The organism is Halobacteriovorax sp. RT-2-3 (genome assembly GCF_047085075.1).
GTDB lineage: Bacteria > Bdellovibrionota > Bacteriovoracia > Bacteriovoracales > Bacteriovoracaceae > Halobacteriovorax_A.
This window is the reverse complement of the sequence record NZ_JBKIYF010000001.1, coordinates 369,847-396,625: the sequence shown is the minus strand read 5'-3', so window position 1 is coordinate 396,625 and position 26,779 is coordinate 369,847. Positions and strand designations below refer to the sequence as shown.

At 36.4% G+C, this 26,779-nt stretch carries 25 protein-coding genes; 10 read left to right on the top strand and 15 right to left on the bottom strand.

Annotated elements, in window-relative coordinates; all coding sequences use genetic code 11:
• Nucleotides 1-9: 9 nt before the first annotated feature.
• From ACMAYX_RS01795 to ACMAYX_RS01775, 5 genes are all read right to left on the bottom strand, one after another.
• Complete coding sequence (locus ACMAYX_RS01795; RefSeq protein ID WP_412471449.1) at nt 10-660, bottom strand: hypothetical protein; 651 nt, start codon at nt 658-660, stop codon at nt 10-12.
• A 100-nt stretch (nt 661-760) separates the two neighbouring features.
• Nucleotides 761-3,130: a ribonucleoside-diphosphate reductase subunit alpha gene (locus ACMAYX_RS01790; protein ID WP_103217273.1), complete on the bottom strand. Its 2,370-nt coding sequence runs from the start codon at nt 3,128-3,130 to the stop codon at nt 761-763.
• Between the two features lie 3 nt (nt 3,131-3,133).
• Nucleotides 3,134-4,105, bottom strand: coding sequence for a ribonucleotide-diphosphate reductase subunit beta (locus tag ACMAYX_RS01785; RefSeq protein WP_233189698.1), 972 nt, complete (start codon nt 4,103-4,105; stop codon nt 3,134-3,136).
• A 440-nt stretch (nt 4,106-4,545) separates the two neighbouring features.
• Nucleotides 4,546-5,502: a tyrosine-type recombinase/integrase gene (locus tag ACMAYX_RS01780; protein ID WP_412462635.1), complete on the bottom strand. Its 957-nt coding sequence runs from the start codon at nt 5,500-5,502 to the stop codon at nt 4,546-4,548.
• Between the two features lie 100 nt (nt 5,503-5,602).
• Nucleotides 5,603-6,466, bottom strand: coding sequence for an acyl-CoA desaturase (locus ACMAYX_RS01775; RefSeq protein ID WP_392991886.1), 864 nt, complete (start codon nt 6,464-6,466; stop codon nt 5,603-5,605).
• A gap of 149 nt (nt 6,467-6,615) precedes the next feature.
• On the opposite strand from ACMAYX_RS01775, the gene ACMAYX_RS01770 reads away from it, so the two are divergent.
• The 3 genes from ACMAYX_RS01770 (at nt 6,616) to ACMAYX_RS01760 (ending at nt 9,823) form a co-directional block, all read left to right on the top strand.
• On the top strand, nt 6,616-8,157 hold the full coding sequence (locus tag ACMAYX_RS01770) for an FMN-binding glutamate synthase family protein (protein ID WP_103217270.1): 1,542 nt from the start codon (nt 6,616-6,618) through the stop codon (nt 8,155-8,157).
• A gap of 82 nt (nt 8,158-8,239) precedes the next feature.
• Complete coding sequence (locus tag ACMAYX_RS01765; protein WP_392991890.1) at nt 8,240-9,214, top strand: DUF4423 domain-containing protein; 975 nt, start codon at nt 8,240-8,242, stop codon at nt 9,212-9,214.
• Between the two features lie 135 nt (nt 9,215-9,349).
• On the top strand, nt 9,350-9,823 hold the full coding sequence (locus ACMAYX_RS01760; RefSeq protein WP_103217268.1) for a hypothetical protein: 474 nt from the start codon (nt 9,350-9,352) through the stop codon (nt 9,821-9,823).
• 36 nt (nt 9,824-9,859) lie between these two features.
• Here ACMAYX_RS01760 and ACMAYX_RS01755 read toward each other — a convergent pair whose 3' ends face one another.
• Nucleotides 9,860-10,423 (bottom strand): HNH endonuclease, encoded by a 564-nt coding sequence (locus ACMAYX_RS01755; protein WP_103217267.1) that lies wholly within the window; start codon nt 10,421-10,423, stop codon nt 9,860-9,862.
• A 293-nt stretch (nt 10,424-10,716) separates the two neighbouring features.
• Between ACMAYX_RS01755 and ACMAYX_RS01750 the strand changes: the two genes are divergently transcribed.
• Both ACMAYX_RS01750 and ACMAYX_RS01745 read left to right on the top strand, forming a co-directional pair.
• Complete coding sequence (locus ACMAYX_RS01750; protein ID WP_412471448.1) at nt 10,717-12,912, top strand: hypothetical protein; 2,196 nt, start codon at nt 10,717-10,719, stop codon at nt 12,910-12,912.
• 12 nt (nt 12,913-12,924) lie between these two features.
• Nucleotides 12,925-13,683, top strand: coding sequence for a hypothetical protein (locus ACMAYX_RS01745; RefSeq protein ID WP_103217265.1), 759 nt, complete (start codon nt 12,925-12,927; stop codon nt 13,681-13,683).
• On the opposite strand, the gene ACMAYX_RS01740 is transcribed toward ACMAYX_RS01745, so the two are convergent.
• Both ACMAYX_RS01740 and mnmD read right to left on the bottom strand, forming a co-directional pair.
• Nucleotides 13,684-14,628, bottom strand: coding sequence for an NAD(P)H-dependent flavin oxidoreductase (locus tag ACMAYX_RS01740; protein WP_412471447.1), 945 nt, complete (start codon nt 14,626-14,628; stop codon nt 13,684-13,686).
• Nucleotides 14,618-15,370, bottom strand: coding sequence for a tRNA (5-methylaminomethyl-2-thiouridine)(34)-methyltransferase MnmD (mnmD, locus tag ACMAYX_RS01735; protein WP_412471446.1), 753 nt, complete (start codon nt 15,368-15,370; stop codon nt 14,618-14,620). Before mnmD ends, ACMAYX_RS01740 begins: the two co-directional genes overlap by 11 nt.
• Nucleotides 15,371-15,447: 77 nt before the next feature.
• On the opposite strand from mnmD, the gene ACMAYX_RS01730 reads away from it, so the two are divergent.
• The gene (locus ACMAYX_RS01730) at nt 15,448-16,158 is read left to right on the top strand and encodes a hypothetical protein (RefSeq protein WP_146037799.1); all 711 of its coding nucleotides are present in this window, start codon (nt 15,448-15,450) and stop codon (nt 16,156-16,158) included.
• A gap of 34 nt (nt 16,159-16,192) precedes the next feature.
• On the opposite strand, the gene ACMAYX_RS01725 is transcribed toward ACMAYX_RS01730, so the two are convergent.
• Nucleotides 16,193-17,953, bottom strand: coding sequence for an acyl-CoA dehydrogenase family protein (locus tag ACMAYX_RS01725; RefSeq protein WP_392991900.1), 1,761 nt, complete (start codon nt 17,951-17,953; stop codon nt 16,193-16,195).
• Nucleotides 17,954-18,013: 60 nt separating this feature from the next.
• Between ACMAYX_RS01725 and ACMAYX_RS01720 the strand changes: the two genes are divergently transcribed.
• Nucleotides 18,014-18,622, top strand: a complete 609-nt coding sequence (locus ACMAYX_RS01720; protein WP_412469570.1) for a tRNA-uridine aminocarboxypropyltransferase — start codon at nt 18,014-18,016, stop codon at nt 18,620-18,622.
• Nucleotides 18,623-18,635: 13 nt separating this feature from the next.
• Here the strand turns inward: ACMAYX_RS01720 and ACMAYX_RS01715 are convergent, their stop codons facing one another.
• From ACMAYX_RS01715 to ACMAYX_RS01705, 3 genes are all read right to left on the bottom strand, one after another.
• Nucleotides 18,636-19,070 carry a Dps family protein gene (locus tag ACMAYX_RS01715; protein ID WP_103217260.1) on the bottom strand — a complete coding sequence of 145 codons (435 nt, stop codon included), beginning with the start codon at nt 19,068-19,070 and terminating at the stop codon, nt 18,636-18,638.
• Nucleotides 19,071-19,172: 102 nt separating this feature from the next.
• Nucleotides 19,173-19,805 carry a PAQR family membrane homeostasis protein TrhA gene (trhA, locus tag ACMAYX_RS01710; protein WP_103217259.1) on the bottom strand — a complete coding sequence of 211 codons (633 nt, stop codon included), beginning with the start codon at nt 19,803-19,805 and terminating at the stop codon, nt 19,173-19,175.
• A gap of 76 nt (nt 19,806-19,881) precedes the next feature.
• On the bottom strand, nt 19,882-20,718 hold the full coding sequence (locus ACMAYX_RS01705; protein WP_412471445.1) for a hypothetical protein: 837 nt from the start codon (nt 20,716-20,718) through the stop codon (nt 19,882-19,884).
• Between the two features lie 93 nt (nt 20,719-20,811).
• On the opposite strand from ACMAYX_RS01705, the gene ACMAYX_RS01700 reads away from it, so the two are divergent.
• On the top strand, nt 20,812-21,288 hold the full coding sequence (locus ACMAYX_RS01700; protein ID WP_146037798.1) for a GreA/GreB family elongation factor: 477 nt from the start codon (nt 20,812-20,814) through the stop codon (nt 21,286-21,288).
• A gap of 10 nt (nt 21,289-21,298) precedes the next feature.
• On the opposite strand, the gene ACMAYX_RS01695 is transcribed toward ACMAYX_RS01700, so the two are convergent.
• Nucleotides 21,299-22,027 (bottom strand): SOS response-associated peptidase family protein, encoded by a 729-nt coding sequence (locus ACMAYX_RS01695; protein ID WP_103217256.1) that lies wholly within the window; start codon nt 22,025-22,027, stop codon nt 21,299-21,301.
• 70 nt (nt 22,028-22,097) lie between these two features.
• Between ACMAYX_RS01695 and ACMAYX_RS01690 the strand changes: the two genes are divergently transcribed.
• A complete protein-coding gene (locus ACMAYX_RS01690; protein WP_103217255.1) occupies nt 22,098-22,373 on the top strand; it encodes an acylphosphatase in 276 nt (91 codons plus the stop codon).
• On the opposite strand, the gene ACMAYX_RS01685 is transcribed toward ACMAYX_RS01690, so the two are convergent.
• A complete protein-coding gene (locus ACMAYX_RS01685) occupies nt 22,370-22,672 on the bottom strand; it encodes a metal-sensitive transcriptional regulator (protein ID WP_158246820.1) in 303 nt (100 codons plus the stop codon). The two genes, ACMAYX_RS01690 and ACMAYX_RS01685, sit on opposite strands and share 4 nt — an antisense overlap.
• Nucleotides 22,673-22,846: 174 nt before the next feature.
• On the opposite strand from ACMAYX_RS01685, the gene ACMAYX_RS01680 reads away from it, so the two are divergent.
• On the top strand, nt 22,847-24,502 hold the full coding sequence (locus tag ACMAYX_RS01680) for a S8 family serine peptidase (protein WP_412471444.1): 1,656 nt from the start codon (nt 22,847-22,849) through the stop codon (nt 24,500-24,502).
• On the opposite strand, the gene ACMAYX_RS01675 is transcribed toward ACMAYX_RS01680, so the two are convergent.
• Nucleotides 24,495-26,759 carry a hypothetical protein gene (locus tag ACMAYX_RS01675; RefSeq protein WP_412471443.1) on the bottom strand — a complete coding sequence of 755 codons (2,265 nt, stop codon included), beginning with the start codon at nt 26,757-26,759 and terminating at the stop codon, nt 24,495-24,497. The genes ACMAYX_RS01680 and ACMAYX_RS01675 overlap by 8 nt on opposite strands.
• Nucleotides 26,760-26,779 lie beyond the last annotated feature (20 nt).

Here is a 26,779-nt window from a genome sequence, read left to right as displayed (position 1 = left end):
CCCGCTTTTTTAGTTGGCCCAAATATAGCGTCTTACTTTCTTGATTCCTTCTTCTTGGAATCGCTCCATTGCCTTAGAACTATCTTCATTAGTCAGCTCAATCAATGGGTAGTGCTCTTTTGTTTCTTCTTTATTTATTGCATAAGGAGGACCAAAGTCACGAGATCCATCGTGATCCATTGTAATCAATAGAATTTTGGTCTCTTCTTGGATTAGTCTCTTGATTGTAGGGTAGTACTTCTCTTCTCTCATGCACTTTGGAAGTGCTACATTTGAAGCTCGGTCGTAGAGAAAATCAATTTTACCTAAGTCTTCGATCTTGAAGAAATCCTTGTTATGAATTTCGATCTTTCCATCTTTAGAAGAATAGACTTGATCATTATTTTTAAACTCAATTTCATTCTCGTTAAAAAACTGTTCAACAGGATCTTTAACGACTTCAACGCCAATTACTTTTGCCCCCTTATTTGCAAGATAGATCATATCTAGTGATTTACCACATAAGGGGATGAGTACAGTTTTACCATTTAGATCAAGATCGTCGAAGTAATCAATCATGGCCTGATTGTATTCACTCTGATGAAAGCCTGTGAAGCCTTTATCCCATCCCTCTTGCCAAAATTTTGCGTTATCTTGTTTTTGATTTGTTTCAATTTTCATATTATCGCTCTAAATGTAGTGAGGGGCCAAATCCCTTGGCCCCTCTTTCTAGCACTTCGATTCAACCGGAGTTGGATCAAATTTAATTTTAATGTAACTTCTAGCTTCCACACATTTGGCAATCTTCTGGATTGTCGATTGAACAAACCATTGCTGCCGCTTCTTGCTCAAGTTGCTCAGGAGTTTTCTTACCTTCATTCTTTACTGTGAACTGAACAGCGTTAACTGCAGCACGTGAACGTAGGTAGTACATACCTGTCTTAAGCCCTTTCTTCCAAGCGTAAAAGTGCATTGAAGAAAGTTTCCCGAAGTTAGGGTTTTCAAGGTGGATATTAAGTGACTGACCTTGGTCAATATAAGGGCCACGTCCAGCAGACATATCAATAACTGCTTTTTGCTTAACTTCCCAAACAGTTTTGTATAGAGCTTTTAAATCCTCAGGTATTCTTTCAATTGATTGAATTGAACCATTGTTAGCAATGATTTCATTTCTTAAAGTATCATCCCATAGGCCACGATCAATTAGGTCGCGAACTAAGAATTTATTAACAACTGCAAATTCTCCAGAAAGAACACGTCTTACGTAGATATTTGAAGTGATTGGCTCAAAACACTCGTTGTTACCAAGGATTTGTGAAGTTGATGCCGTTGGCATTGGAGCAACTAGAAGAGAGTTTCTTACACCGTGCTTTGCAACTTCTGCTTTTAGTCCATCCCAGTCCCAGTTTCCTGAGTGAGCAGTATGTCCCCACATGTCAAATTGGAATTGACCTTGTGACATTGGAGAACCTTCGTAAGTTGAGTATGGCCCATCAATGATTGCATCATCTTTTGAAGCAGTTACAGCTGCAAAGTAGATTGTCTCAAAGATGTCATTATTAAGCTGAAGTGCAGCTTCAGACTCAAATGGTAGTCTCATCATAAAGAAAGTATCTTGAAGACCTTGAACACCAAGACCGATTGGACGGTGTCTCATGTTAGAATTCTTCGCTTCAATTACTGGGTAGTAGTTGATGTCGATGATTCTGTTAAGGTTCTTCGTCATACGGTAAACAACTTCATAAAGGTGTTTGTGGTCGTATGTTACATTTCCATCTTTGTCAGTCTTAACGAATTTGTTAAGAGCAACTGAAGCAAGGTTACAAACAGCAACTTCATCAGGTGCTGTATATTCAAGAATTTCAGTACAAAGGTTTGACGACTTGATTGTACCTAGGTTCTTTTGGTTTGATTTTTCGTTAGCTGCATCTTTGTAAAGCATGTACGGAGAACCAGTCTCTGTTTGTGATTCAAGTACTGCAAACCAAAGGTCTTGTGCACGGATTGTTTTCTTAGCTTTACCTTCTGCCTCGTAGCGAGTGTAAAGAGCTTCAAATTCTGCACCATAACATTCAGCTAGACCTGGACACTCATGTGGGCAAAATAGTGACCACTGTCCATCTTCTTCAACACGCTTCATGAATAAGTCTGGCGTCCAAAGTGCGTAGAAAAGGTCACGCGCTCTTTGCTCATCCTTACCAGTGTTCTTCTTCATTTCTAGGAATTCGAAGATATCTGCGTGCCATGGCTCAAGATAAATTGCAAATGAACCTTTACGCTTTCCACCACCTTGATCTACGTAGCGAGCAGTATCATTGAAAACTTTTAGCATTGGAACGATTCCGTTCGACGTACCATTAGTTCCCTTGATGAATGAACCTTTTGCGCGAATATTGTGGATTGATAGACCGATACCACCAGCAGACTGAGAAATCAGTGCAGTTTGCTTAAGAGTGTCGTAGATTCCATCAATTGAATCATCTTTCATTGTTAGTAGGAAACAAGAAGAAAGCTGTGGCTTAGTTGTTCCCGAGTTAAATAGAGTCGGAGTTGCGTGAGTAAAGAACTTCTGGCTCATTAGGTTATATGTTTCAATTGCAGCATCCATGTCATTCATGTGGATACCAACAGAAACTCTAAGTAGCATTTGGCCTGGTCTTTCAACAATTTTACCATCCATTCTAAGAAGGTAAGACTTCTCAAGAGTTTTGAATCCAAAGTAGTCGTAGTTGAAGTCACGCTTATCAACGATTGTCTTATCTAGTAATTCAGCATTTGCCATTACTGTTTCATATAGTTCTTTTGAAACAAGAGGAGCGTGCTCACCAGTTGCCTTGTTAACATAGTGGTACATTTCCTTAACGTTCTCAGAGAAACAACCTTTTGTTTCTTTGTGAAGGTTAGAAACTGCAACACGTCCAGCAAGTACGTTATAGTCTGGGTGCTTTGTTGCAAGGTATGCAGCTGTTTCGGCCGCAAGTCCATCTAGTTCAGTTGTTGTAATACCGTCGTAGATACCTTCGATTACTTTTTGAGTAATCATTGTTGCATCAACATTACCTTCTAGTCCAAAGGCAAGTGTATTGATTCTGTCTGTAATTTTATCGAATTTAATTGGCTCTCTCTCGCCACTTCTTGTCTGTACGTACATTTCTTAAAACTCCGCGTCTAGTGTGAATGTGTTTTCTGATTTTTCAGAAAGAATACCTGGTCTTTGGTATTCAGAAACTCTCTTCTCAAAGAAGTTTGTTTTACCTTCAAGAGAAATTAGCTCCATCCAGTCAAATGGGTTCGCTGCACCATAGTGAGTCTCTAGACCAAATTGTTGCATCCAGAAATCAGCTACAAATTCAATATATTGCTTCATCAGGTCTGCATTCATACCAATTAGAGAAACTGGAATTGCATCAGTGATGAATTCTTTTTCAATTTCAACTGCTTCAGTAAGGATCTCTTTGATCTTTTCTTTGCTACATTGTTCTTCTTTATCAAGTAGTGAGTGTAGAAGAACTGCAAATTCACAGTGTAGACCTTCGTCACGAGAAATAAACTCGTTAGAAGTACATAGACCTGGCATTAGGCCTCTTTTCTTTAGCCAGAAGATTGCACAAAATGAACCAGAGAAGAAGATTCCTTCGATGGCAGCAAATGCAACTAATCTTTCAGCAAATGTATTTTTTGAGTATAACCACTTCATTGCCCAGTCAGCTTTTTTCTTAACTGGCTCAAAGTGATCAACAGCGTGGAAAAGACGATCTTTTTCTTTAGCGTCTTTTACATATGTATCAATTAGTAGAGAGTAAGTTTCAGAGTGAATGTTTTCCATTGCAATTTGAAAACCATAGAAACATCTAGCTTCAGGGTTTTGTACATCATTGTAGAAACGTACAGCTAGGTTTTCATTAACAATCCCATCACTTGCTGCAAAAAATGCAAGTACGTGAGTAATGAAGTGTCTCTCATTGTCATTTAACTTTTCCCAGTCAGTAATATCTTGGGCCAAGTCGATTTCTTCAGCAGTCCAGAAAACTGCCATGTGTCTTTTGTACATTTCCCAGATTGAATTGTATTCGATTGGGAAAAGGACGAATCTATCGTCATTCTGTGCTAGAATTGGTGAAGTCACAAGTTCCTCCTTAACTTTTGCAATAGCGTGTGTGTGCTAAATACATGCAACTTATATTTAGTAAAAAAAATATAAAATCTCTTAAATGTTATTTAATAAGATCGTGTTGTGTTGTTCTTATTCAGTGTATGACTGCCTACTTTCTATTTCAATACACAAGACTCAATAGATATTTCTTTTTTTTTAAGGGCCGCTAATTTTTATACTTGATCAGGTTGATGTGTCTTTCTAGACCCATTAAACAAGGGGTTTCGGCACTTTTTCAAGTCTTATTTTTAGAAAAAAAATACTGTCTTAAAAATTCTGTCATCTAATTTTTATTAGCAAGGGGAGTCTTTGACACGATGTGCTTATACCATATATTGTGGCCGTAATATTTTTGACACTACTATATCTTGTTAAAATATACGAACAATGGGGTGCGAAATAAAAAAACTAACTTATTCCCAGTTTAATTTTAGTGTAGGAGATTCTTTAATTTTGTTTCTTCTCTTATCGTATTCACCTGTTGTTTTCACTGATGCGTGACCTACTTCAATTGCAATTGTGTAGATATCGACACCAATTTCTAGGAGCTCTCCGATAAAAGTGGCCCTGGCCGAATGGGGAGTAATCTTAAATCCGATACCTGCTTTAAGAGCATACTTGTCTAAAAGCTCATTAATAGTTCTCGGGTTTATAGGTTTGTTTAAATTTGTTGGATCACTTGGATTTCTAGTTGGTTGAAAAAGCCAGTCATTTTCTGCTGTGTCTCGTTCATTCTCATTCATCCATTCAATATATTCATCAAGGGCCTTTATCGCGATAGGATTCAAAACTTTCTTACCAAGCTTTCCACCTTTTGCACGATATTGAAGAATCTTATTAGCGCCTTGTATTTGATAATCTTTAAAACGTAGATTTAAAATTTCACTCTTTCTAAGTCCCGTTGTAAAAAACGTTGTAAAGAGTGCTAAGTGAAGATACTTGCTCTTTTCATTTTGTCCCATATGATAAAATAGCTCTAAAACCTGTTGCTTGTTAAGGGCATTAGTAGGGGATTTAACTTCACTTCTTGGTCTTCTAACACTTGAGACAGGATTGGCCTTAAGTAGATTTTTCTCGACGAGATACTTAAAGAATGCACTTAAACTCGCAAGCTTTCGATTGATCGTCTTTGGTGTTGAAGGGTTTTGATTGTGACCTCCAAATTCAGAGAGGTAATTTCTAAATTTGATGATATGTATACGCTCAATTGAATCGTAGTCATTAAGCTTATAGTAATCACTAATCCAACATAAGAATTGGTTAATATCATTTAGATAAGATTTTCTTGTATGAGATGAAGTAAAGTTTTCAAAAAACTCTTCATCGAGAATAAAGTCATGACCAATATCTTCTTGCTTTAAATCGAACATATATCAATTTTAGCAAGGTTTTTATCTGGGGTATGGTGGAGGAAAAAAAAGGCACACCATTTCTATTCTGGTGTGCCTTTAACAGGTATATAAGCTTCGTTTAGGCCTGAATTTTGGCTTGAATTAACTCAGGACGTGTTCTCTTAAGATTCCACGTAAGCCCTACGAAGTTTAAAGATCGAATGAGCCACTTTGTTGGATCAAAGTGATACCATTTAATTCCATTTCTGTAGTCAGTTTGAAATGTGTGGTGGAAATTATGATAACCTTCACCATATGTGAAAAGCGCCATAATCCAGCTATCACGTGCTGTTTGTCCTTTATCGTAAGGGCGAGTCCCAACAACGTGACATAGTGAATTGATAAAGAATGTACAATGGTGAACAAAAACAATTCTAGCAACACCGGCCACAAATAGGCCACCTAGCCAAGATCCTACCCATAGGTATCCAATGAGTGCTGGCAGGGCAAAGCTAAAAAGTGCAACGAAGCCAAGATAGAATTTATGTTGAAACATAACCATTGGATCCTTTAGAAGGTCTTTAGAGTACTTGTACTCATTTTGATCTTCTAAAAGTAGAATCCAGCCCATATGAGCGTAGAAAAATCCTTCATTGATATTGTATGGATCCAGTTCGGTATCAACTTTTCCATGGTGAACTCTGTGGTCATTACACCATTTAAGTGCAGAGTTTTGTACTGCCGCAGCTCCAAATATCAGTAGTAAAAGTCTTACTGGCCAACTCGCTTGGTAGGACCTGTGAGCAAATAGTCGGTGATATCCGGCCGTTATTCCTAGCCCCGTTGCGATATAGAAAATTAACGATAACGCTAAAATTCTCCAATCAAAACCATCAATTTTAAGCCATGCAATTGTTCCTGCAATAGCAATTAGTGGTGTGATTAAAAGAAAGAGTGTATTTGTTTTATTTAGATTTTTTAATGAATAAGTCTTTTTGCACATAGGTGTCTCTCGTGTTTGTGTTTAACTAATCTTAACAATTCACGAGCAATTTCATTGTAAAACAAATGTAAATGTTGACGATAAGTAAGTCATAAATAGTAAAAACTGACAAATTAAAACATAATTTGTTCACTACGAATGAGGTATCTATGGCCTATCTTGGTCGCGGGGTTAGTCCACGTAAATTATTTTGGTTGTTTTTTCTTATTACAAACGTGGCAACGATATTTGCTGGAGTCTTTTTTAATGAGTTCTTCTACTATCAGTACTTAATCTTAGTCCCAATCTATTTACTGGGATTTTACGATTTGGTGCAAAGTGAGCATACACTAAAGAGCAACTATCCTGTTGTTGGACGCTTTCGTTATGTTATGGAAGATCTAAGGCCTAAGATCTATCAATACTTTATTGAATCAGATGAAGATGGAACACCCATCCCACGAACAACTAGAAACGTTATCTATCAAAGAGCAAAGCTAGCACTTAGTACAAAACCTTTTGGAACTCAAAAAGACGTTTATGAAACAGGTTATGAATGGATCAATCATTCAATGTATCCTAAAGAATTTTATGAAGTCCAAAAAGATCTCAGAGTCGTGGTTGGGAGCAAGCATTGTGATCAGAAATACAATCTTTCAATATTCAATATTTCTGCAATGAGTTTTGGTTCTCTAAGTTCGCGTGCAGTTGAAGCATTAAACCTTGGTGCAAAGCTTAATAACTTTGCTCACAATACAGGAGAAGGTGGAATTAGTGACTATCATCTAAAGGGTGGAGGTGATCTTATTTGGCAAATTGGAACAGGCTACTTCGGGGCACGAACTCCAGAAGGTGGCTTTTGTGATAAGAGCTTTAAAGAGAAGGCCACATTGGATCAGGTGAAGATGATTGAGTTAAAACTTTCTCAAGGTGCAAAGCCTGGGCATGGAGGGATTTTACCGGCCAGAAAGAATACTGCTGAAATTGCACGTATTCGTGGAGTTAAACAGGGCACTGAGGTTGACTCACCTCCATCTCACAAAGAGTTTAGAGATGCGACAGAGATGGTTGCTTTCATTCAACGCTTAAGGGAGTTAAGTGGAGGCAAGCCAGTAGGTATTAAATTATGTTTTGGGCGTAGAGACGAGTTTGTCGAAATGGTTGAGGCCTTTAAAGAGCTTGGAAACTATCCTGATTATATAGCAGTTGATGGTGCCGAGGGAGGAACAGGTGCTGCCCCTTTAGAGTTTTCTGACTCAATTGGAACACCTTTAATTGAAGGTCTAACAGCTGTCGTTAATATTTTAACTGAATACGGCCTAAAGGATGAAATCAAAGTAATTGCCGCTGGAAAGATTTTTACAGCTTTTGACATTGTAAAGGCCATCGCACTTGGTGCTGATGCATGTTATGGCGCGCGCTCAATGATGCTTGCAATTGGCTGCATTCAAGCTCTTACTTGTAATTCAAATAAGTGTCCAGTTGGTATCACAACGCAAAACCCTGATCTCGTTAAAGGTCTTAATGTGGATCAAAAAGGTAAGCGTGTTGCAAACTTTCACCACGCAACAGTTGAGGCCGTTAGAGAAATTGTCGCAGCTGCTGGCTATGAAAATGTTAAGGATCTAAAGCGTAAGGATATCTTTAAACGCGATAGTAATCACGGTGTAAACTCTTACGAAGATATCTATCCTTCATATAAGACGTTATAAAGGAAATGCTAGAGCTTAGGCCCTAGCATTTTTTTATCCAATATTTCACTTAAATATGAATGAAATTTGTCGATAAGAGATTATGAGTATTACGACAGATTTTGATTTTGATGAATTATCACAACAGTTAATAAGATCAATTCGTGGTGACAAAAGCCAAGAATGGGTTAATCAGAAATTAGGCGCCAGCTCTAATATTGTCCATCGTTGGGAAAAAGGTCATTCAAAGACTTCATGGGAAGACTTTTTATCTTTGTGTGACATATTTAAGATTGATCTTAAAAATATTCTTTTGTCCTATTTACGTTATCAAGATACCTTACAAGAGCCATCTAAATTACTTGATTTTATTTTTAGTAATAAATCCTTAAATGACATCTCTAGCTCATGTGGCATTACTACATCAAAATTAAGACGTTTAAAAAGTGGCGAGACAGGACTGTGTTTAAATGATTTCTTACAAATCGTATTTGGACTTGATGAGATGGAATCGATGGCCCTTGTCTTCGAATTAACTTCACACAAGTCAATTCCACTCCTTGATAATTATAATAAGATGCGCCTTGAGATTACTAAGCACTATTTTGATAACCCAAATATTGGAATTGTTCTTATTTGTTTGGATTTACCTGCATATAAAAAACTTAGCTTTCATCAGGATTCGTTTCTAGCAAAGGCCACAGGCCTTAGTATAAAAGAAGTTAATGATATTCTAGTTATTTGTGAAAATAATAAATTGATTGAAAAAGTCGATGGAATCTATCGTGCTGGAAAAATTAAAATTAGTGATCGAGGTAGCCGTCAGCAAATGAATGATATTCGTAAGTTCTGGCTTGAAAAGGCCATCGCAAATATAAAGGATAAGTCAGAAAAAGATGCTTACGGTTCTATGGTTTTTAATGCAAGCCAATCTGCAAGACAACAAATCATTGCTCTTTACTTGAGATTTTTTGAAGATTTTAAAAAGATAGTTTCTGAAGATACTGATGAAGATGTTGTTACTTTAGTGCTCAATTTCAATCTATTTAATCCTGGTAGTGATGATATAAATGACTGATTTTATTTAATTGTGTCTGAATTTGTTACTCTTGTGACAAAATCGGGGAGAGTTTTTCCAACTTTCATATCCTGAATATATTCTATTCATTTCAAAATTTATAACCTATCTTTAAATTTTCATTAGGGAGTTTTTATGAATAGAATAATTTTGACGCTACTTTTATCATTTATTTTTATTAGTTCGAATGCAAGTGCCAAGTCTACGGCAAGATTTCAATTTGACTTTGAAATTACAAATATGCTGACAAATGAAATAGTTATTTCAGCTGAATGTGAAGTTACACAAGTTCTTGAATGGAACAATAGTTTGAATGTTTTCAATTGCAATGTTGGAGAAGGTGATAACTTTCTTATTAAGAATGTTTCTCATGATCTTGGCTACGACTATACAAGATCATCTGCGTATACAAATTATTACTTAAGTGGGTCTGGTGGACTTGTAACTCAACTTTTTAAATATTCAAAACTTGATTATGCGATTACAAACGCTGGTATGATCGATGTGTACTATAAGGGCCGTAGGCCTTCAATTTCCTCAGTAGAGACAATGGTCGAAACTGAAGAGGACGTCTTTTTATTTTCAGTAACTAAAATCGAATATCTATAATTGAAAAGGGAGCCTGTGCTCCCTTCTTTCATTTGATTATGCTGCTAATTCAAATTGCATTTTTTCTTTAGTAAGGCCCGTTAGCTTGTCAAAGTCATAAGTATACCTTTCTCTTAATAACTTATTCTCCTTAATGGTATTTACTAATGCCATTAAATGATGTCCCTTGCGATAGTCGACTTCTTCTTTATTCGACTTTTCACGGTTACAACTTGGACAAAGAACCTGAAGGTTATCAATCATAAACTCTAAGTGTGGGTGAATCGATTTAGGTTTTATATGATCAATGTGCATATTGTCGTGCTCGATTCCACACTTTAGACACTTTGTGCCTTGGATACGAAAGACTTGCTTACGTAGATACTTCCAGTTTTTTTCATTCCCAAATGCTACTTGGGACTTTCTTGTGTGAATAAATTTTGCAATCTCCATCTGTGTTCTAAATTCAGCTTGCTGCGCTTGCGCTAGACCAAATTTTGGTCTGATAACAAAAACAAATAGCGATAACATCAACGAGAGTGAGCCAATATACCATACTAGTGTCATGGCCAATTCACGATAGAAACCAAACGATAATCCATTCATCGCGATTGCATTCATTGCGTTTTCCTCCGTCAAAATGTCTGTGTAATGTGCGTGTGTTGTGTGTGCCTAGTGTTAGGACTTTTTTTCACCTCCTTGCTTTATATAAAGCAAGGGCCATGCCAAAAAACATAACAATATTAGATGGTTATTATCTAAAAAAAAGATTGAACAGGTGACACAAAGTAACTGTTAAAAATAGTCAGGATCAGAGCGGCGCCACAAATATAGATTATCAAACAGTAATATATGTTTAATGAACAGGTTTTATTTGTCGATAAATAGATAAATTAATAATTGGGAAGTTTTAATTGAAAAAAAATATTATGAAATACTTTGTTGTCTTCTTATTGTGTAGTTACTCAGTTTTTGCATACAAATCTATTTATATAAAAAAAGAAGAAATAGTATATACATGTAAGGTGACATACGGTTTATATGCCGACGAATTTTTTCTTTGTGAAGATAAGGACGTTTTGAAGCTTGTCAGAAACAAAGAAAGCCAAAAGTTATTAAAAGAAAGGTTGGAAACAAATAAGAAATTATTTGAAAAACTTATAATAGACAAGCCTGAGTTGAAAGTTGGCGAAGTCACTTTTACAAATATAAAAATACCCTCAGATGAATATTTTTTTGCATTGTATTCTCGTCTTATAGCTTACAAAAGTAATTTCGTAAGCTATAGAAATAAGCAGGATGTAAATCACTATTCTTCTTCTTTTGCATATGTTTTAGAAGCGGTTCGTAGTCATAATTTCGAAAATTTAAAAATACTATTTAATCATTACAATTCAGACTTTTTAAAGTTTTTGGCGTTACGTTTAAGTTATTTTTATAATGGAAATGTCGATGAAATAACGAACGTTGTTGGAAATGATACATTATTAAAGGCATCAATGTATGATGACTACTTTTTTCCAATTTTATCGAAATATAAATTTAGCGATAAGGCAAGAAAGTCATACATGACTGATTTGATGAATATAGAACCATTCAAAAGAAAAAATAAATACAATAATATCTTTACCATGATCAAAGAAGATCAGACGTTGTTTGATAAAGCTAAGGCACTTGCTAAAGCTGGTTTTAGTGTTAATGAGTCTCTAATGCTTGTTACGAATACTTATAAGACTAGCTTTTACTTAGATAAAAATAGCATTAGTGATTTATATAAATCAGGATATTCATTTGTAGAGAGATTTGAAAACTCTAATGGAGAAGATGTCATACCTCTTCTTTATATCCTGGAGTTTTCTAATCGCAAGGATATTGGTGAATATCTTTATGAGCTTGCTCCATTTATTGCTAAAATTAAAAACACAGATCTTAATGATAAGATTATCAAAGCCGCTTTAAAGAATCCAAATATTAAGGATTATAATAATTTTGGTATTAATTCATTAACGAAACTAGCAAGTGGAGTTACAGCTATTGAGTACGCATGGGAGAATCGTTTATATAATGCATTCTTCGCTCTTTCTAGTGGCATGATTCCTTCTCAAAGAATTCAGCAAAGAAAAATTGAAGATGAAGAATTACCTATTTTGATTTCTCAGTTTCTAAAGTCTTGTGGTGATTTTGTTCGCTTCGAAAAATATTATGAATTTTCGAACTTTATTTATAAAGAATTTTTGAATCTTGAAGATGAATACAAGAAAAGATTCAATAAAGAATTTAAATACAACCGGAATCAAGATGTAACACTTGGCAAGATAATGAAACAATCCCGTGTCTATGAGAAAAGTGTTAGCGATGCTTATGCTAAATTATCTACTTTTATAAAAAATAGAAAGATTCTAAGAAATGATAAAATTAGGTTTAGTCTCAATAAAGAGGTGGTGGATATAGTCTCTACAAGAAATAAGAAATATAGTTTTCGTCCTTTAGATAATGAAAATGATTTAAAAAAACCATTTGATTTGGCATGCCTTGATGATCGTTTAAAACCTATTGATTTATTCATTGCATCTGTTGAGCCAAAGGGTGATCATGTTGTGGCCACAGATTTAATTTCCTATAAATCACTCGTAAATAATATTTCTACAGATTCATGTGTATATCTTCTCAAAGTTTCAGAAATTCAAACTCTGTATAACCTAGCTCAGTTAAATGCAGGTGAGTATGAAAAAGAGTATGCTCTTAAAGATAAGAAGAAGATTACACTTTATAATAAAGATAATTCAGAGATTGGTATCAAGCTTAAGGATTCAAATAAGGCAGTAATCTATACAAAAAAACATGGGAGTGAGGAACTAGATTATATTTTTTACGAATGTGAAAAATCTTCTTTAAGTGATGACTATGTTATATGTGACAGGAGAGTATTCGTTACTTCCTATGGTGATATCAATAATGATGGTATCGAAGATATTGTTGTTAGAGTATATCCTAGGTATAGGATGTTTAATTTGCAATACCCTACATCTGAATCGTGGACTAAAACTTTTGTCACAGCAATATTTTATTCTGATAAAGATCGTGGACATAACATGATAATGGTACAATAACGGATTTCATAAATGAAAAAAATAACTAATAGTTTAATGTTAAAAATTTTGGTTTGTTTCATTTTTGCTACTCAGGCCAATGCGATAGGTTTATTACTCTATGGGATCATTGAGAAAATGAGATCAACTCCACCAATACATGTACTATTAAAGCAGGATCTAAGTGATACGCTTAGAGGAGTTGATAAAAATGGTGATGGAATTAGAGACGATGTGTTTGATTATGTAATGGCAAATTTAAAGAATGATACTGAAGAGGAGAGGAAGATAGCTTCTTTGTATTTGAGGACCTTTGAAAGAATATTTGAATTAGAGAATATGTACCATACTCAGGTTGAACGTGAGATTCAGCTCTATAATAATTTAGAGTTTTGTATTGATAATAATCTTAAGTTTGATGATTATTATTTAAAACGAAAATTGTTAGCGCTCTACTTTAATACTCCACAAAGAAAAAATTATTATAATAATTTCTTTTCTAGTCTTAGAAATAGGTTTAAAAGTCCTGAGTATGATCGTTTTAAATTTACTGCATATTTTAAATATTGCTCTGGTTTTAAAGGAGTTGATTTATTTCCATATCAATTCGAGTTGTATCGTGAATACTTCGATAATGATCTAACCAAGGCAAAGCGCTTTACGCAATTAACTTATACAGAGCTTATGGATGCTCGTATAAAAGTAGAAGATTTTCAATATATGAAAATCTTCTATAAAGAATTAGATCGTCGTTATAGGGCCGGCCAATTTCAAGATTATAAAGGTTGGTAATTAATTAAAAACCGATGATAGTTTTAACATAACCTCGTCCACACTTGGAAGATCGTCAATGGCCCCCGAGGCCTGGCCAACTTCTAATTCACCTTCATCAATATCGCCATCAAGAATTCCAAGCTTGGCGCGGCCTTTTCCTAAATGTTCAACGAGCTTTTCAACTGATGCACATTCGAGTTCTAGTTTAAGTGACTCCATGGCAAATTTATTTTTTAAAAGTCTTACGGGAACGTATGGTTTCATCTGAAGGCGAGTGTCTCCAGGGCCTGCTTTTAAAATAAGATCTTTATAATTTTGGTGGGCGCTACTTTCTTTGGTCATAAGAAAGCGAGTTCCAAGTTGGACACCGCTTGCTCCAAGACAAAGGCCTGCGGCAACTGTGCGCTCATCAAAGATGCCACCGGCCGCAATAACAGGAATATTAACTGTGTCACAAACTTGTGGGATAAGACACATTGTTGTAATTTCGTCTCGTCCATTGTGGCCACCGGCCTCAAAGCCTTCTGCGACAACTGCATCAACGCCCGCATCTTCACATTTTTTTGCAAGGGCAGGACTTGAAGTGACATGGACAACTGTACATCCCTGATCTTTTAAAAACTTTGTATATTTCTTAGGTGAGCCTGCTGATGTAAAAAAGATTTTAATGCCTTCATCAAGACAAGTTTGGATTTGTTCCTCTGCAAGACGATAGAGAAGAGGGACATTGACTCCAATATGCTTACCATCATCTAAAAGTGAATTAGCTTTTCTTAAATGCTCCCTTAAAAGATCCGGCTTCATTGAACCTGCACCAATAAGGCCTAAGCCTCCGGCATTGCTTACTGCTGCCGCTAATTTTGAGCCAGAGACCCAAACCATCCCACCTTGAATGATAGGGTATTCAATGTTGAAGAGCTTACAAATCACATTATCTTTTAAGTTAAACATATCAAATTTCATTTAAATCCTTATCTGAAAAAGGGGGAGTCTTTGATCGACTGAGCTCTCCCTCTAATTTCTCGTCTTTGAATAGGCCGTCAGTAAAAGCACGAGTGGCCGTTCGTTTATTGCCAAAACCTTTCATATTGGTAACGTGAAAATCTGCTTCGAGCATGGCCTTTCTAATTTTGACTGATGCGCTATATGTTGTCATTACGGAATTATTATTACATAAGCTACGCAGATTCCTGAACCATTCTTTTGTCCATAAAGAAGGATTTTTTGTAGGCGAAAAAGCATCTTGAAAAATACAATCCACTTTAATTTCTTCTAGGATAAGTTTCTTTATAGTTTCTCTGGCATCACCAATTAGAATTTCAACTTCAAATTTATCGTCTATATTAAACTTGATTTTATCATTTGAAATTTCGCCATTTGAAAAACCATGTTGTCGACAAACCCATTGAGCTAGTTCAGGGTCAATTTCTGTTGAGATAAATTTGATCTTATTTTGACAGTTTTTTGCTTCATTGAATGTTGCAAGAACTCCTAGGCCTACCCCAAGGCCAATCTCTAAAATTGTTATAGGTGAGTTGTTTGCTCGGTCAATGACGCTGCAGCCATAGACGTAGTTATGGAGGGTTTCTTCATAGGCACCAGCAGTTGAATGACAATTCTCATCATAGAGGCCACTGTGTAGTGTTAGATGTCCATCAGCGGTTTCTACTGCTTGGTATTCGCCTAATTTTGTTTTGAATTTCATAGGTAAAATTTAACACTTGAGCTATTTCACGGCCATGGAAATTTAAGTTTAGTTAACCGAATCCGAATAGTTATTTGATGAATACGGTTTTAAAATCTAAATTCTTTCATATTTTATTGGCCATCACCGGCACATTTGTGATGTCGTCATGTGGTGAGTACGGTGGTGGTCCTGCACCTATTTCTAGTTCTCAAGTTGGTAGTATAGTTGAAGTTCAGCCATCTTTAGATGAACTTTCTTTATCTAATGCTCGCTCTGCTTGTTCTCGTTTAAGAGCAATGCGTATGAATTTAGCAAGTACTGATGATATCGAGACTGTTAAGTTTGAAGTTAGAAAAGGTTCTTGTAGTGCTAACCCGAGTGTTAGAAATGTAAGGGCAAGTATTGATGCTGTTTATAATAATAAAATAAGCCTACAAGTTGTATCTGGTGCCTTCGATGTACCTGGTGAGCTCTTAGAGACTCAAGTGCAAACAGATGAAGATGGATTTATGCAATTATTTTGTCAGGCCTTCTTCAATAATGGAAATCCTAACCAGGTTTACGCAAATTTTGCAGGAATTGGAATTGTTTATTCATTTCCAAATTCAAATATCTTTGTAAGAAGTATCGTTACTGATCGATCTGCAAACGAAAAGGTCTTGTCGCAAAAGTATACTTATACAATTGAAGCCAATTCAGCTGCTTCTCGAAATGCAATGATCGAAAAAATTGAATATGAAACACAATGCTCAAATAACAATGTTAAGTATGATTATCAAAATATTGAAGAATATACTTTAAAATAAGAAGCCTCTCACTTTTAATAAGAGGCTTCATTCATTATCTTAAATCCCAATCATTATAAATTGCTGTTAGTCTTGGTGTAACAAGTCTTAAGTAGCGAGAGAATAAATCATATCTCTGTTTATCGATTGAAGCGTGATTTGCAAGAACTCTTAATGTTTCAAGATATGAAAGTCCTTGGCAGATCGTTTCAGCGTGGATCATAAGTTTGTCGACATTTTCTTCATTCATCCATGCCTTTGGGTTTGCAAGATCTGAAAGGCTATCTGGCTTGAGACATTTGATGATTAATTTCACAAGACTTTTCTTAAAAGTATATTGTGTAGAAGTAAGCTCTTTTTGTTCTTTGCTTTCCGCACTAACCCAACTAAATGCAGGGTGCTTAATAAAGAGATTCTTAAAGTATTTGTCAGGGTTCTTTGCAATATATTTAATCATGTCTTTAAGGGCCATGAGCGCTTGAATTTGACTTGTTCCTTCGTATAGAAGTGGACCAAACGAATCACGGTGATAGCGACTCATAGGATACTCTTCCATAAATCCATAACCACCAAGAACTTGAATGGCCTTAGTTGAGAGGTATGTATAAGCTTCACATGAATAGTACTTAACAAGAGGAGTGCGTTTTCTTGTCCAAATTGAAGCATTCTTAAATTGAGCTTCTTCTTCGCTTGTAAGCTCACCTGTTATTTTCTTTTTTAGATCTAACTTTTGAAAAATATCATATGAAGAAATCGTATCAACAAGTAGTGCTCTAATTGCATCTCTTTCAGTTTCAAAGTCTTCAAGATTTCTTTTCATAAGTGGTAATTCTGAAATTGGCTTATCAAATTGCATACGTTCATCAGCATATTTTCTAGCATAGCCAATACAGCCTTCAATTCCACCAAGTGCCTGCATACCTACAGCGATACGAGCTTCATTCATGAGGTGAAGCATATACTTGAATCCTTGACCTTCTTCACCAATTAGGCGAGCAATAGAATTTTCATAAACGATTTCACAAGTAAATGATCCATGCATTCCCATCTTATGTTCGTTTTTGGCAACGATAAAATTAGGGCCTTCAACACCTGGCTCATCTTGCTCACATAGAAAGAGTGATAAACCTGAAAGTCCTTCTGGTGCACCTTTTACTCTGGCCAATACAAAGCCAATACCGCCACCACCATTAGTGATAAATATCTTCGAACCATTTAGCTTATATGTGCCATCTCCAACTGGAGTTGCGGAAGTTTTAATCATACCAAGATCTGAACCACAGCCAGGCTCTGTTAAATTCATTGATCCTGAAAGTTCTCCTGAGATAATTTTAGGAACAATTCTTTGTGCTGTTTCGTGGTCACAAAAACGGTGAACCATATCTGCGATTGAAGTAAAGAAAGCAAGCTGTGTACATTGAGAGTTACACGCTCGTGATAGTTGTTCTAGTAAAACCATTAGTGCAACAGCAGGAAGTCCCATTCCTCCAAAATCAGTAGGAAGACTTACTCCAAATGCTCCCAGCTCAGTTGCCTCTTGATAGAATGCATTTAATTCTGGGCCAGGAATCGTTCTACCATCTTTAACTTCTCCAGCACCATTTTGATCAATGGCCTCTGCTCTGGCATAGACTGCATCAGCTGCCCAGCTACCTGTTTGAGTAAGAAGCTCTTCCATAAAGCTTAGGATTTCTTCTTCATTATTAAAGCCGTCTTCAGTAGGGAAGTTAGGATAGTACATTGGAATAATAGTTTTCCAATCAATTGCGTTTCTAAGCATCCACTTCCATTCACTTTCATCACTAAAATAATTCATTTTTTACCTTTCCTTTATTTTAAAATCGAATAAATGCACTAATTATGATAAATCAAACCTATGTCAAAGTCACGCCGAGATACAAGAGATTCCCGCTGTCCAAATTGTCGCATCAATACTCATTGGTGCTTTTGTGACGTGCTTAAACCGTTTGCTAACCAAACTAAAGTCATCATCCCTATGCATTATACTGAGAGATGGCTGACGAGTAATACGGCCTATTTCGCGACCAAGGTACTTAAGAAATGTGAAATTTTCGAAAGAGGAAATGTTCATGAGCCTTTTGGGCCCCAGCTTTTCGACTTTGATACCTTTGATTATATCTATCTTTTTCCAACACAAGACTCACTTCCTTTGCAGGATTATAAAGCCGAAGAAGGTAAGCAGACTTGTCTTGTTGTGCCTGACGGTTCTTGGTCAAAGGCCAAGAAATTTCACAAGCGTGAAGAAGTACTTGGGCGTATGCCTAAATATCACTTAATTGATGTGGGACACAGTATCTACGAATTAAGAAAGTCTCCTGGTGAGAATTTTCTGTGTACATATGAGGCCATAGCACACGCTCTAGAGGTTCTCGAGGGATCTGAGGTTAAGGATCATATGATTGAAGCTTTTAAGGTGATAGTGGAAAGAATAAAAAAAAGCCGAAAGGGTGACTTTCGGCTTTAGTGGATATTTTAGACTATTCTAGCATTGCTCTTAATTGCCAATTTTCTTTCTCTAGCCAAGCAACTTTTTCGTCTGCATAAGCGACTGTTGTAGCATCGTTTTCATCACCAGCTGTTGCCGATAACTCTTTGAAGGCTTCTAGGAAGTATTGATTGTCTTTTAGTATTAGCTCTAGCGCTTGCGTACTTGTAAAAGATGACTCATTCGTCTCTTTTATGCGGCTTATTTCGAGTGCGCCTGACATCGTTAAAACAGGTTTCTGATGAAGTTGTAATTGTCTTTCTGCAAGGTCATCAAAAACGATCGCAAATTCGTTGTATAGAGCTTCAGTTAGCGCGTGAATTGGTTGAAACATCATTCCTGTTACATTCCAGTGAATGTTGTGAAGTTTCATAAAGTATACTTGTGCATCAGCTTGAATTAGTTTTAATTGGTTAATCGTGTTCATACGTTCTCCTTTATTTTCTAAAGTATAACAATAATAATTATACGAATCCAATAAAGAATCTATGTCAGCTCATAGTAAAAATCTATTGAAGTTTATGAAAGATTAGACGTATGCATACACTGCGTAAAAGTGAGAAGTAGTGCCTAAAAGGACACAAATATGCCAAATTGCATGACCCAAGTATAGACTTTCACGCAGGTAGAAGAGAACTCCTGTCATATAGCAGGCGCCACCAATGACAATCCATTTGAGGCAATCAAAGCTTAGATTTGCGATCATTTCTGTGCGAATAGCAAGAACCATCCAACCCATAATCAGACACAGAATTATCGTAAGAACTTCAGAACGATTAAAGGCAAAAAGCTTAATCAGAATCCCAATAAAGGCCAAGGCCCAAATATTGATCATCATCCACATTCCTGTTTCACCTTTAATGGCCAGCATAAGAAATGGCGTATATGAGCCGGCAATCAAAAGATAGATGCCAATATGATCCATTTTACGAAAAATATTCTTAAGCTTCTTATGGGCCGTCCCATGATAGAGAGTGGACATTGTATAAAGGAAAGTGATTGAAAGTCCAAATACAGTATAGGCGAAAGTGTGAATGCCAGACTTGGCCTTCAAAACCATCATAATTGTTCCAACTATTCCTAGGATGATACCCAAGCTGTGTGTTGTTGAGTTGATGATTTCTTCAAACTTAGAATAGAGTTCGCCGTTACGTTCGTGCATATTGAAATTATATCAGAAGTTAAGAAATTATATAGATACGGCAAACTTTCTCTTAACTCGTTAGAGCTATTTTATGTCAATGGATATGGGAAGTAGCTGAATTTGCAAACCAACATGGCAAGCGCGATTCGAGGTTTTTTATTGATATTTCGTCCCCGCTAAAGTCAAGAAGTGCCCCGTTTTTGATGATATCCATACGGCACTGTAATGTTGGATAGCTATCAAGGGTCTTGGTAACAGTCGTAGGATCTGAGTTCGTTATTTTAGCGTGCTTATTTGGGTCAGAACTCATATGAGCAATGGCCTTAGGGAAGTCTTGAGCAACCTGCATTGTCTCAAAACAAAGCTCTTGGTTAAAATTATCAGAAGAAAACTTCTCTAGACACAATGAGGCCGCATATGGGTCAAGCTCTATTGGAGAGTCAAAGTAGTTTGGATTATTAATGACAAATTTCTTATAACAACTTGCTGCTGCAAAGAAGTCCGATTGTCCTTCTGTACTCATTTGTGAAAAATGCTTATTTTCCATACGCGGTGCTTTTCCAAGAACATGTCCTATCTCATGACAGGCAGTAAAGGCGTATGCTCTTTTTGTCATATTAGGCATGCGAGCAAAGCCTCCCCAGAAATTAATATTAAAGTGATTTGCCTTGTCATCGTATAAGGCCCAAGCACTAAAATACGGAGTTTGCCAGTCGAGGGTTTTCACTGAAATACCACGCTTTTGTTTTATCGCTTCGTCTTGATACAGCCTCAAGGCTTCAACAACGACAAAGTAAAAATCTTGTTCTTTTACTTCTGAACCAAGGTCTTCATGAGCAAGAATTTGATACTCATGAGGATTTCTCTCACTAGTTGTAGCAAGGGCCGAAAAAGTTAATAGTGCACATAGCAAGGTAAGCAAGATTTTCATATGCCCAATTTATAGTACAAAAGGGGATTTTGAGGTATATTGTTGAAAATAATACAACCATTTCTTAAAGGTAATCTAGCGAAATTATTTATTATGAATAAAGAATCTATCATCTCTACACTTATTGAAAATTTAGAAACAGAACTGACAAAGGCCAAAGCTGCATTTGAGACGACTCGAGTGATGTCTCAAGAGCCTGATATGGCCCAAGAAGGTAAGTACGATACTCGCGCTATTGAAGCAGGCTATCTTGCAGGGGCTCAAAAGAAGCGTGTTGATGAGCTAGAAATCGATATCAACATGATTAAAGAGCTTTCTGAAGATCTTCCTAAGGGAGATAAAATCGCACTAGGCTCACTTGTTGAACTTAAATTCAATGATCAGACAAGGCATTACTTCATCACACCAACTGCAGGTGGAACAATGCTAAATCTTGATGGAACACCACTTCTTGTTATTTCAGTTTTCTCTCCCATTGGAAATGAGGCCTTAGGGATGGAAGTTGGAGATTTCTTTGATGTTGAAACGGGTGATATTACTCGTGAATACGAAGTTATTTCAATTTCTTAAAATAAAATCATTAGGCCCATTCGTAATCATAATGCTCTTGGTACGGATGGGTAAGAATCTCATATGTATCATTTTTGCTTAAGCCTTTTGGGTTAAGCCAGTCGTTTAAATACTCTTCTTTTAAAAAGATAGGGCAGCGATCATGTCCCATCTCCTCAATTTCCTTTGGTGGATCAGTTGTTATGATAGCAAATGATTTAAAGCTTATTTGCTTATCATTTGATGTCCACTCATCCCACAAACAAGGTGCAAGAATGAGCTTTCCATCTTGTGGAAGAAATTTAATAAGAGTTTTCTTGCCGTTTCTTTCAACCCATTCGTAAAATGCTTCAAAGGCAATGACTCCATGGTTTTTCATAAAAAGTGGTGCCCATGTTTGTCTCTTTTCGAGTGAATCAAGTCTGGCATTAAAGACATTGAATTTGGTCGGAATTTCTTCTTGCGATCCTCTTGGGCGAACACGGTAGCGCATTGGTGAAATGCTTCTCTCTTCGTATTCTTGCGTCATAACATTTGCAAAATAATTTGGAAAAATTCGCCCTTCTTTATCAGCTGACTTAAAGATATCACTACTTGGTTTTCTCTTTAGGCCCAGTATTTTCTTTAATTCTTGCGGATCAAGAGAAGCTTCTAATTCTTGCAACAGACGAAATGACTCATAAGCCTTCGTGTTTAAAGGAGTATTAAGCTTTTGTGAAAGCACTTTCAAGTTTGTTTGCGCTTGTATCGAAAAACACATGGTAATATCTTAACATATAAATTAAGAAAAATTACATCTTCAAGATGTATGAACATGCTAGGATGGATTTATGATTAACAGAAGATACCGCGTTGAAGGCGTCGTTCAGGGTGTTTGGTTTCGAAGAAGTACATACGAGTATGTTCTTAAACATACACCTACAATTACTGGTTATGTAAAAAATCTCAAAGATGGAAGCGTTGAGGTTATGGCCAGTGGCGAATTAGACGATATAACCAATCTTGAAGAATTTTTAAAGGTCGGCCCAGAGACGGCCAAGGTTACGAATGTGACAATTATTGAAGAGCTGCCAGTCTCAAATTTTACAGAATTTCAGATTGGTTAGTCCTTTCTGATAATTGTACAAAGTTGATCAATTTTTTCATCAATCAGTTTCGTATCTTGTGATTGGATCGCTTTTGCAACACAACCTCTTAAGTGATTTTCCATGACTGAACTTTCAAAACCTCGAAGGGCGCCGCGAATTGTTTTTGAGCGGTGAACGATATTGATACAATACTTTCCATCTTCAACCAGATTTATGAGGGATTCAAGTTGTCCCTGAATTCTTTTAAGACGATTAAGGTGCGAGCGGTGATCTGCCCCTGGTGTATTGATAAATTTCTCTAACTCTATTTCGTTCATGAGCGCCATACTAGCGAAGAGGCCAGAATCCGTCCATATAAAGTGATCAGAAATATAGGTGATGGGGTATTAAAAAGACATTTAACTCATTGAAACTATATGGTCTTAAAAATTTTTCATGTAATCTATTCAAGCATTGTTTGCGGTGCGTCTATGTGTGGTAAAAACCGTGGCATGAAATATATCACAACAGCAACAACTCTTATTTTATCTCAACTTTCACTTATGGCCGCTCCTTGTCCAACGAATAAAATCGTAATCGATGGAAATTGGAAAACGACCTACCAATGTGAAAATAATAAACTGACGTCTTCTTTTGAAACATATTTAAAGACGGGCTCAAAAACGGGAGCTAGCACATACGATGAACAAGGGCGTATACTAACAAATGACTCCTGGAGTTCTGATGGTATCTATACATATCATGCTGAGTTTGAATATTTTGACAATGGAGAGCGCTTAAAAAGTGTTTACGTTATTGATGAAAATGGCATTGTCTCAGACAAAATAAAAGAAAAGATTCTTATGAAAGGTGATGCCGAAGATCCTACAATTTTAAAACAATGGGTAATCTCACAAAGCTCATATAAGCAAATTGGAATTAAACATTACCGTTACGATGAAACTAATGATGATGACTTCTTTGTTGTAAAGCCTTATCGAATTGATGTTCTTGGTAAAGATGGCGAGGTCTCAAAATACTACGAAGTTGTTTATAATATGAAAGCGCCTCTTGCTAATCTCGTTTCAGAGTTTAAGGCATTCACACCATCTGGGGAATTGATCGGCCAGTATAATGAAGTTGCACCTTTTAATGTTAGTGATCAGCTTAAAAAATTTAATCTTTCAAATGAAGAATACGAGCGTAGATTAAGTATCTTTGAAGACAAGACTCGTGAGCCTGTTGTTATTATTGATACAGGCTTTGATATTATGCACCCTTCATTAACTCATAAATTATATAACTCGCCATTTGATTTAGTAGGTGATGGTATTGATAATGATGGAAATGGGAGAGTCGATGATTCTTGGGGTTGGCAAAGACAAGATGATGCTGGCCTAAGCCTCCTGTTAGACAATAACAATATTCGTGAAACGCATTCCCTTATTCATACTCCATATCCTGTTTCTCATGGAACCCACGTAGCGGCCCTTGCTTTAAAAGATTTAGATATGTACGGCCTTGTTGGTTTTGCTGGAGATGTGGCCATCTCTGATCACTTAGAGAAAGCTGCAGAATATATTAAAGAGAAGAATGTTAAATTTGTTAATATGAGCTTTGCTATTGGTTATCCTGGTGCACCAATGTCGGCACCACGTGAATCATTCTATTATCTAGAAAATACATTCGTTGAAAATCCAGAGACTATCTTTGTTGTGGCAGCAGGGAACGCTCGTGGAAATCTTGATCTCGATTTAAAAGGAAACGACAATTACCCAGCAAGCTATGATTACAATAATATGATTAAAGTTGGAGCACTAAATACGGCAACACTTGAAAAGGAGAAGATGGACACATATAAACCTGCTAGCTTTTCAAAGTTTGGAAACAAGAAAGTACAAATCTTCGCCCCGGGGCAAGGTGTTGTCTCTGCTCAGTCAGGTGGTGGAACAATTCCATTAAATGGAACTTCTATGGCCGCTCCTTTTGTGACAAACGTACTGTTAAAAGGACACAAAATTAATCCAGAGCTTTCTCCTTTAAAATTAAAAGAGCTGCTTCTATCAACTGCCTATATTCCAAAAAGCGGAAGGCTTCCATGTGAAAGTGGTGGGATCGTTGATCCTGAAGCCTTTTACAAGGCCGTGTTAAAAACAAAGTCTAATTAACACGACCTTTTGTAGCTTGCGAGAGCTGGCGTGACAGCTCTCTAATTTCTTCTAAGCTTTTGTTAGAGTAATCAGTATTTTTAACTGCTGCTTTTAATGCCTTTGCTCTTGGCTCAATTGAACGAATGAGATTTCTTCTTTCATTGTTTTTAGCAACCACATCTCTTAGAACAGTTTTTAACTCACTCGCAATAGTATTCATATCATTTGTTTGAGCTGCATTATCTGCATTTCTGATGAAGTTTCTAAGCACATTTTTTGAGTTTTCTGATGTCATTGGTACCGTGTGTTCGACATCATCATCTTTTAAAACAATCGAGAAATAGTTATTATTATCTTTTATTATTTTAACATAACTATCACTCCCAACATTTATCTTATACGTGCCCTGATCTCTAATAGGCCTACTAAGTTGCGAGGGAAGAATTCTCGACATTAAGTTCAAGTTAAGAGAGTCGTTTTGTACTTTGAATCCTTTCGCAATATTGATTATCGTATCTGCCTTTGCAGCGACCTTTTCTAGTGTGAAACCTATTTGAGGGTCTTTCTGAATCTTTCTTGTCACACTTTGAATATCTTGTGCGTGATTATAAAGCTCTTCCATTGAAAAATAATTTGTATAAGTTCTTCCATCATGAAGCTTGCCGTCTGGTTTTAAGTGTTGAACACGTAGATCGTAAGCTGATTCTTTTCCGATTGAGCGATTATATTCAAACTTAGCATGTCTAAACTCATGAGGTAGAGTATTAGCATGGCCTCCATTAATTAGCTCTCTTAAGTTTGAAAAATTAAATGAGACAGTTCTAGTTCCTCTATTTGAAGAGCCTTGCGCTTTCTTTAGGTCATCTGGATAAAAGACTATCTTTTGTCTGAAATCTTCATTTCTGAATCTATTTAGTCTAATTACTGCTGGGTTGTCTTGATCTGCAGCAAATTTATTAAATTGTAGGGCCTTTTTAGTTACATTCTGATTCGTCTCTTTATTAACGGCCTTTCTTTCTATAACACGAACTGAGAAGCCTTGATCATTTAACTCTTTTGCAAGTCTAATTATGTTTTCATCTGATGAATCAATCATCGTTGCCTCAATTGCTGCAGAGGCCCTGTTCTGATTCAGACTATTCTTCTCATTAAGGCGTAGGATATTTGCAAGACCAGTACCTGAGACGAATGTTGTTTTATCTGATGCAAGAAGAGCACTACTTCTTTGATACATCTCTTGAGGTGAGATAACGATCTGACTTCTTCCCGTTTGTTTCATGTATGCAAGTAGTTCTTTGGCCGCATCTGATTTTGCTGCTACAAGATCACCTTCATAAAGAACAATTCGTTTTGTTTTCTTTCCTTGAATTTCAATAATATCTATTCGATGTGGAAGCTCAATTTTATTGATTACCTTTAATATTCCTTCTGTCTGCGCATTTGAAATCTCTGTGATCTGATCAGGTTTTTCAAACGCTCTTTTGGCTAGTGATAAATCGAGTCTTGCTAAAAAGCTTGATTCTTCTGAATAAGGCCCTTTTGTTTCAACGACATCTTCATCATCAATATCTTTTTTCTCGTGAATATTATTTTCGAGTTCTTCTTTTGCAAAGTCTTCGCGAGTATAGCGATTTATACCAGTTTTTGACTTTAATAGAAATTTCGCAACCTTTGCTATCACAATTGTTGGTGGAATAACATAAGAACCCGCAAATTGACATATTGCTTTTGTTCTTGCCGCTGGTGAAAGACAAGCGTAGTTTGCTTGCGTCGAATAATAAGCATCTTGGAGCATATTAAAAATAATTGTTCCCATTGTTTTTGAGAAGTGCTTTGCTGCATTGATATAATGCAAAGGCCCTATACCATCAGTTTCACTTAGTGAGCGCGACCATTCCATAGCGAGCATGTGTTTGGCGCTTTGAAGGGTATTAAGGAGCTCTTCATTCTTTTCTCCACGATACTCATCATCAATAATATAATCGACGACTGAACCAATGAACTTCATAAACTCAACCGCAGAACCCCAAAGACCCTGTAGGCAAGAGATAAAATCAACAGCAACATTGCTCTCGACTATAAGGCCCGGATCACATTTTCTTTTATCTATTGCTTCAACATCTTCGCAGGCAGGTGAGTTTACAACAATTTCACATAATTGTTGTGAATTTGCCTCATCAAGAATATTAAGGTTTCCAATTTCTAAGCATTGAGTCTGTGCAACACTAAGATCCAATTCATAATTACTCATTGGGACAAATGCGTGAATTGACATATTTATAATTAGAGTAAGTA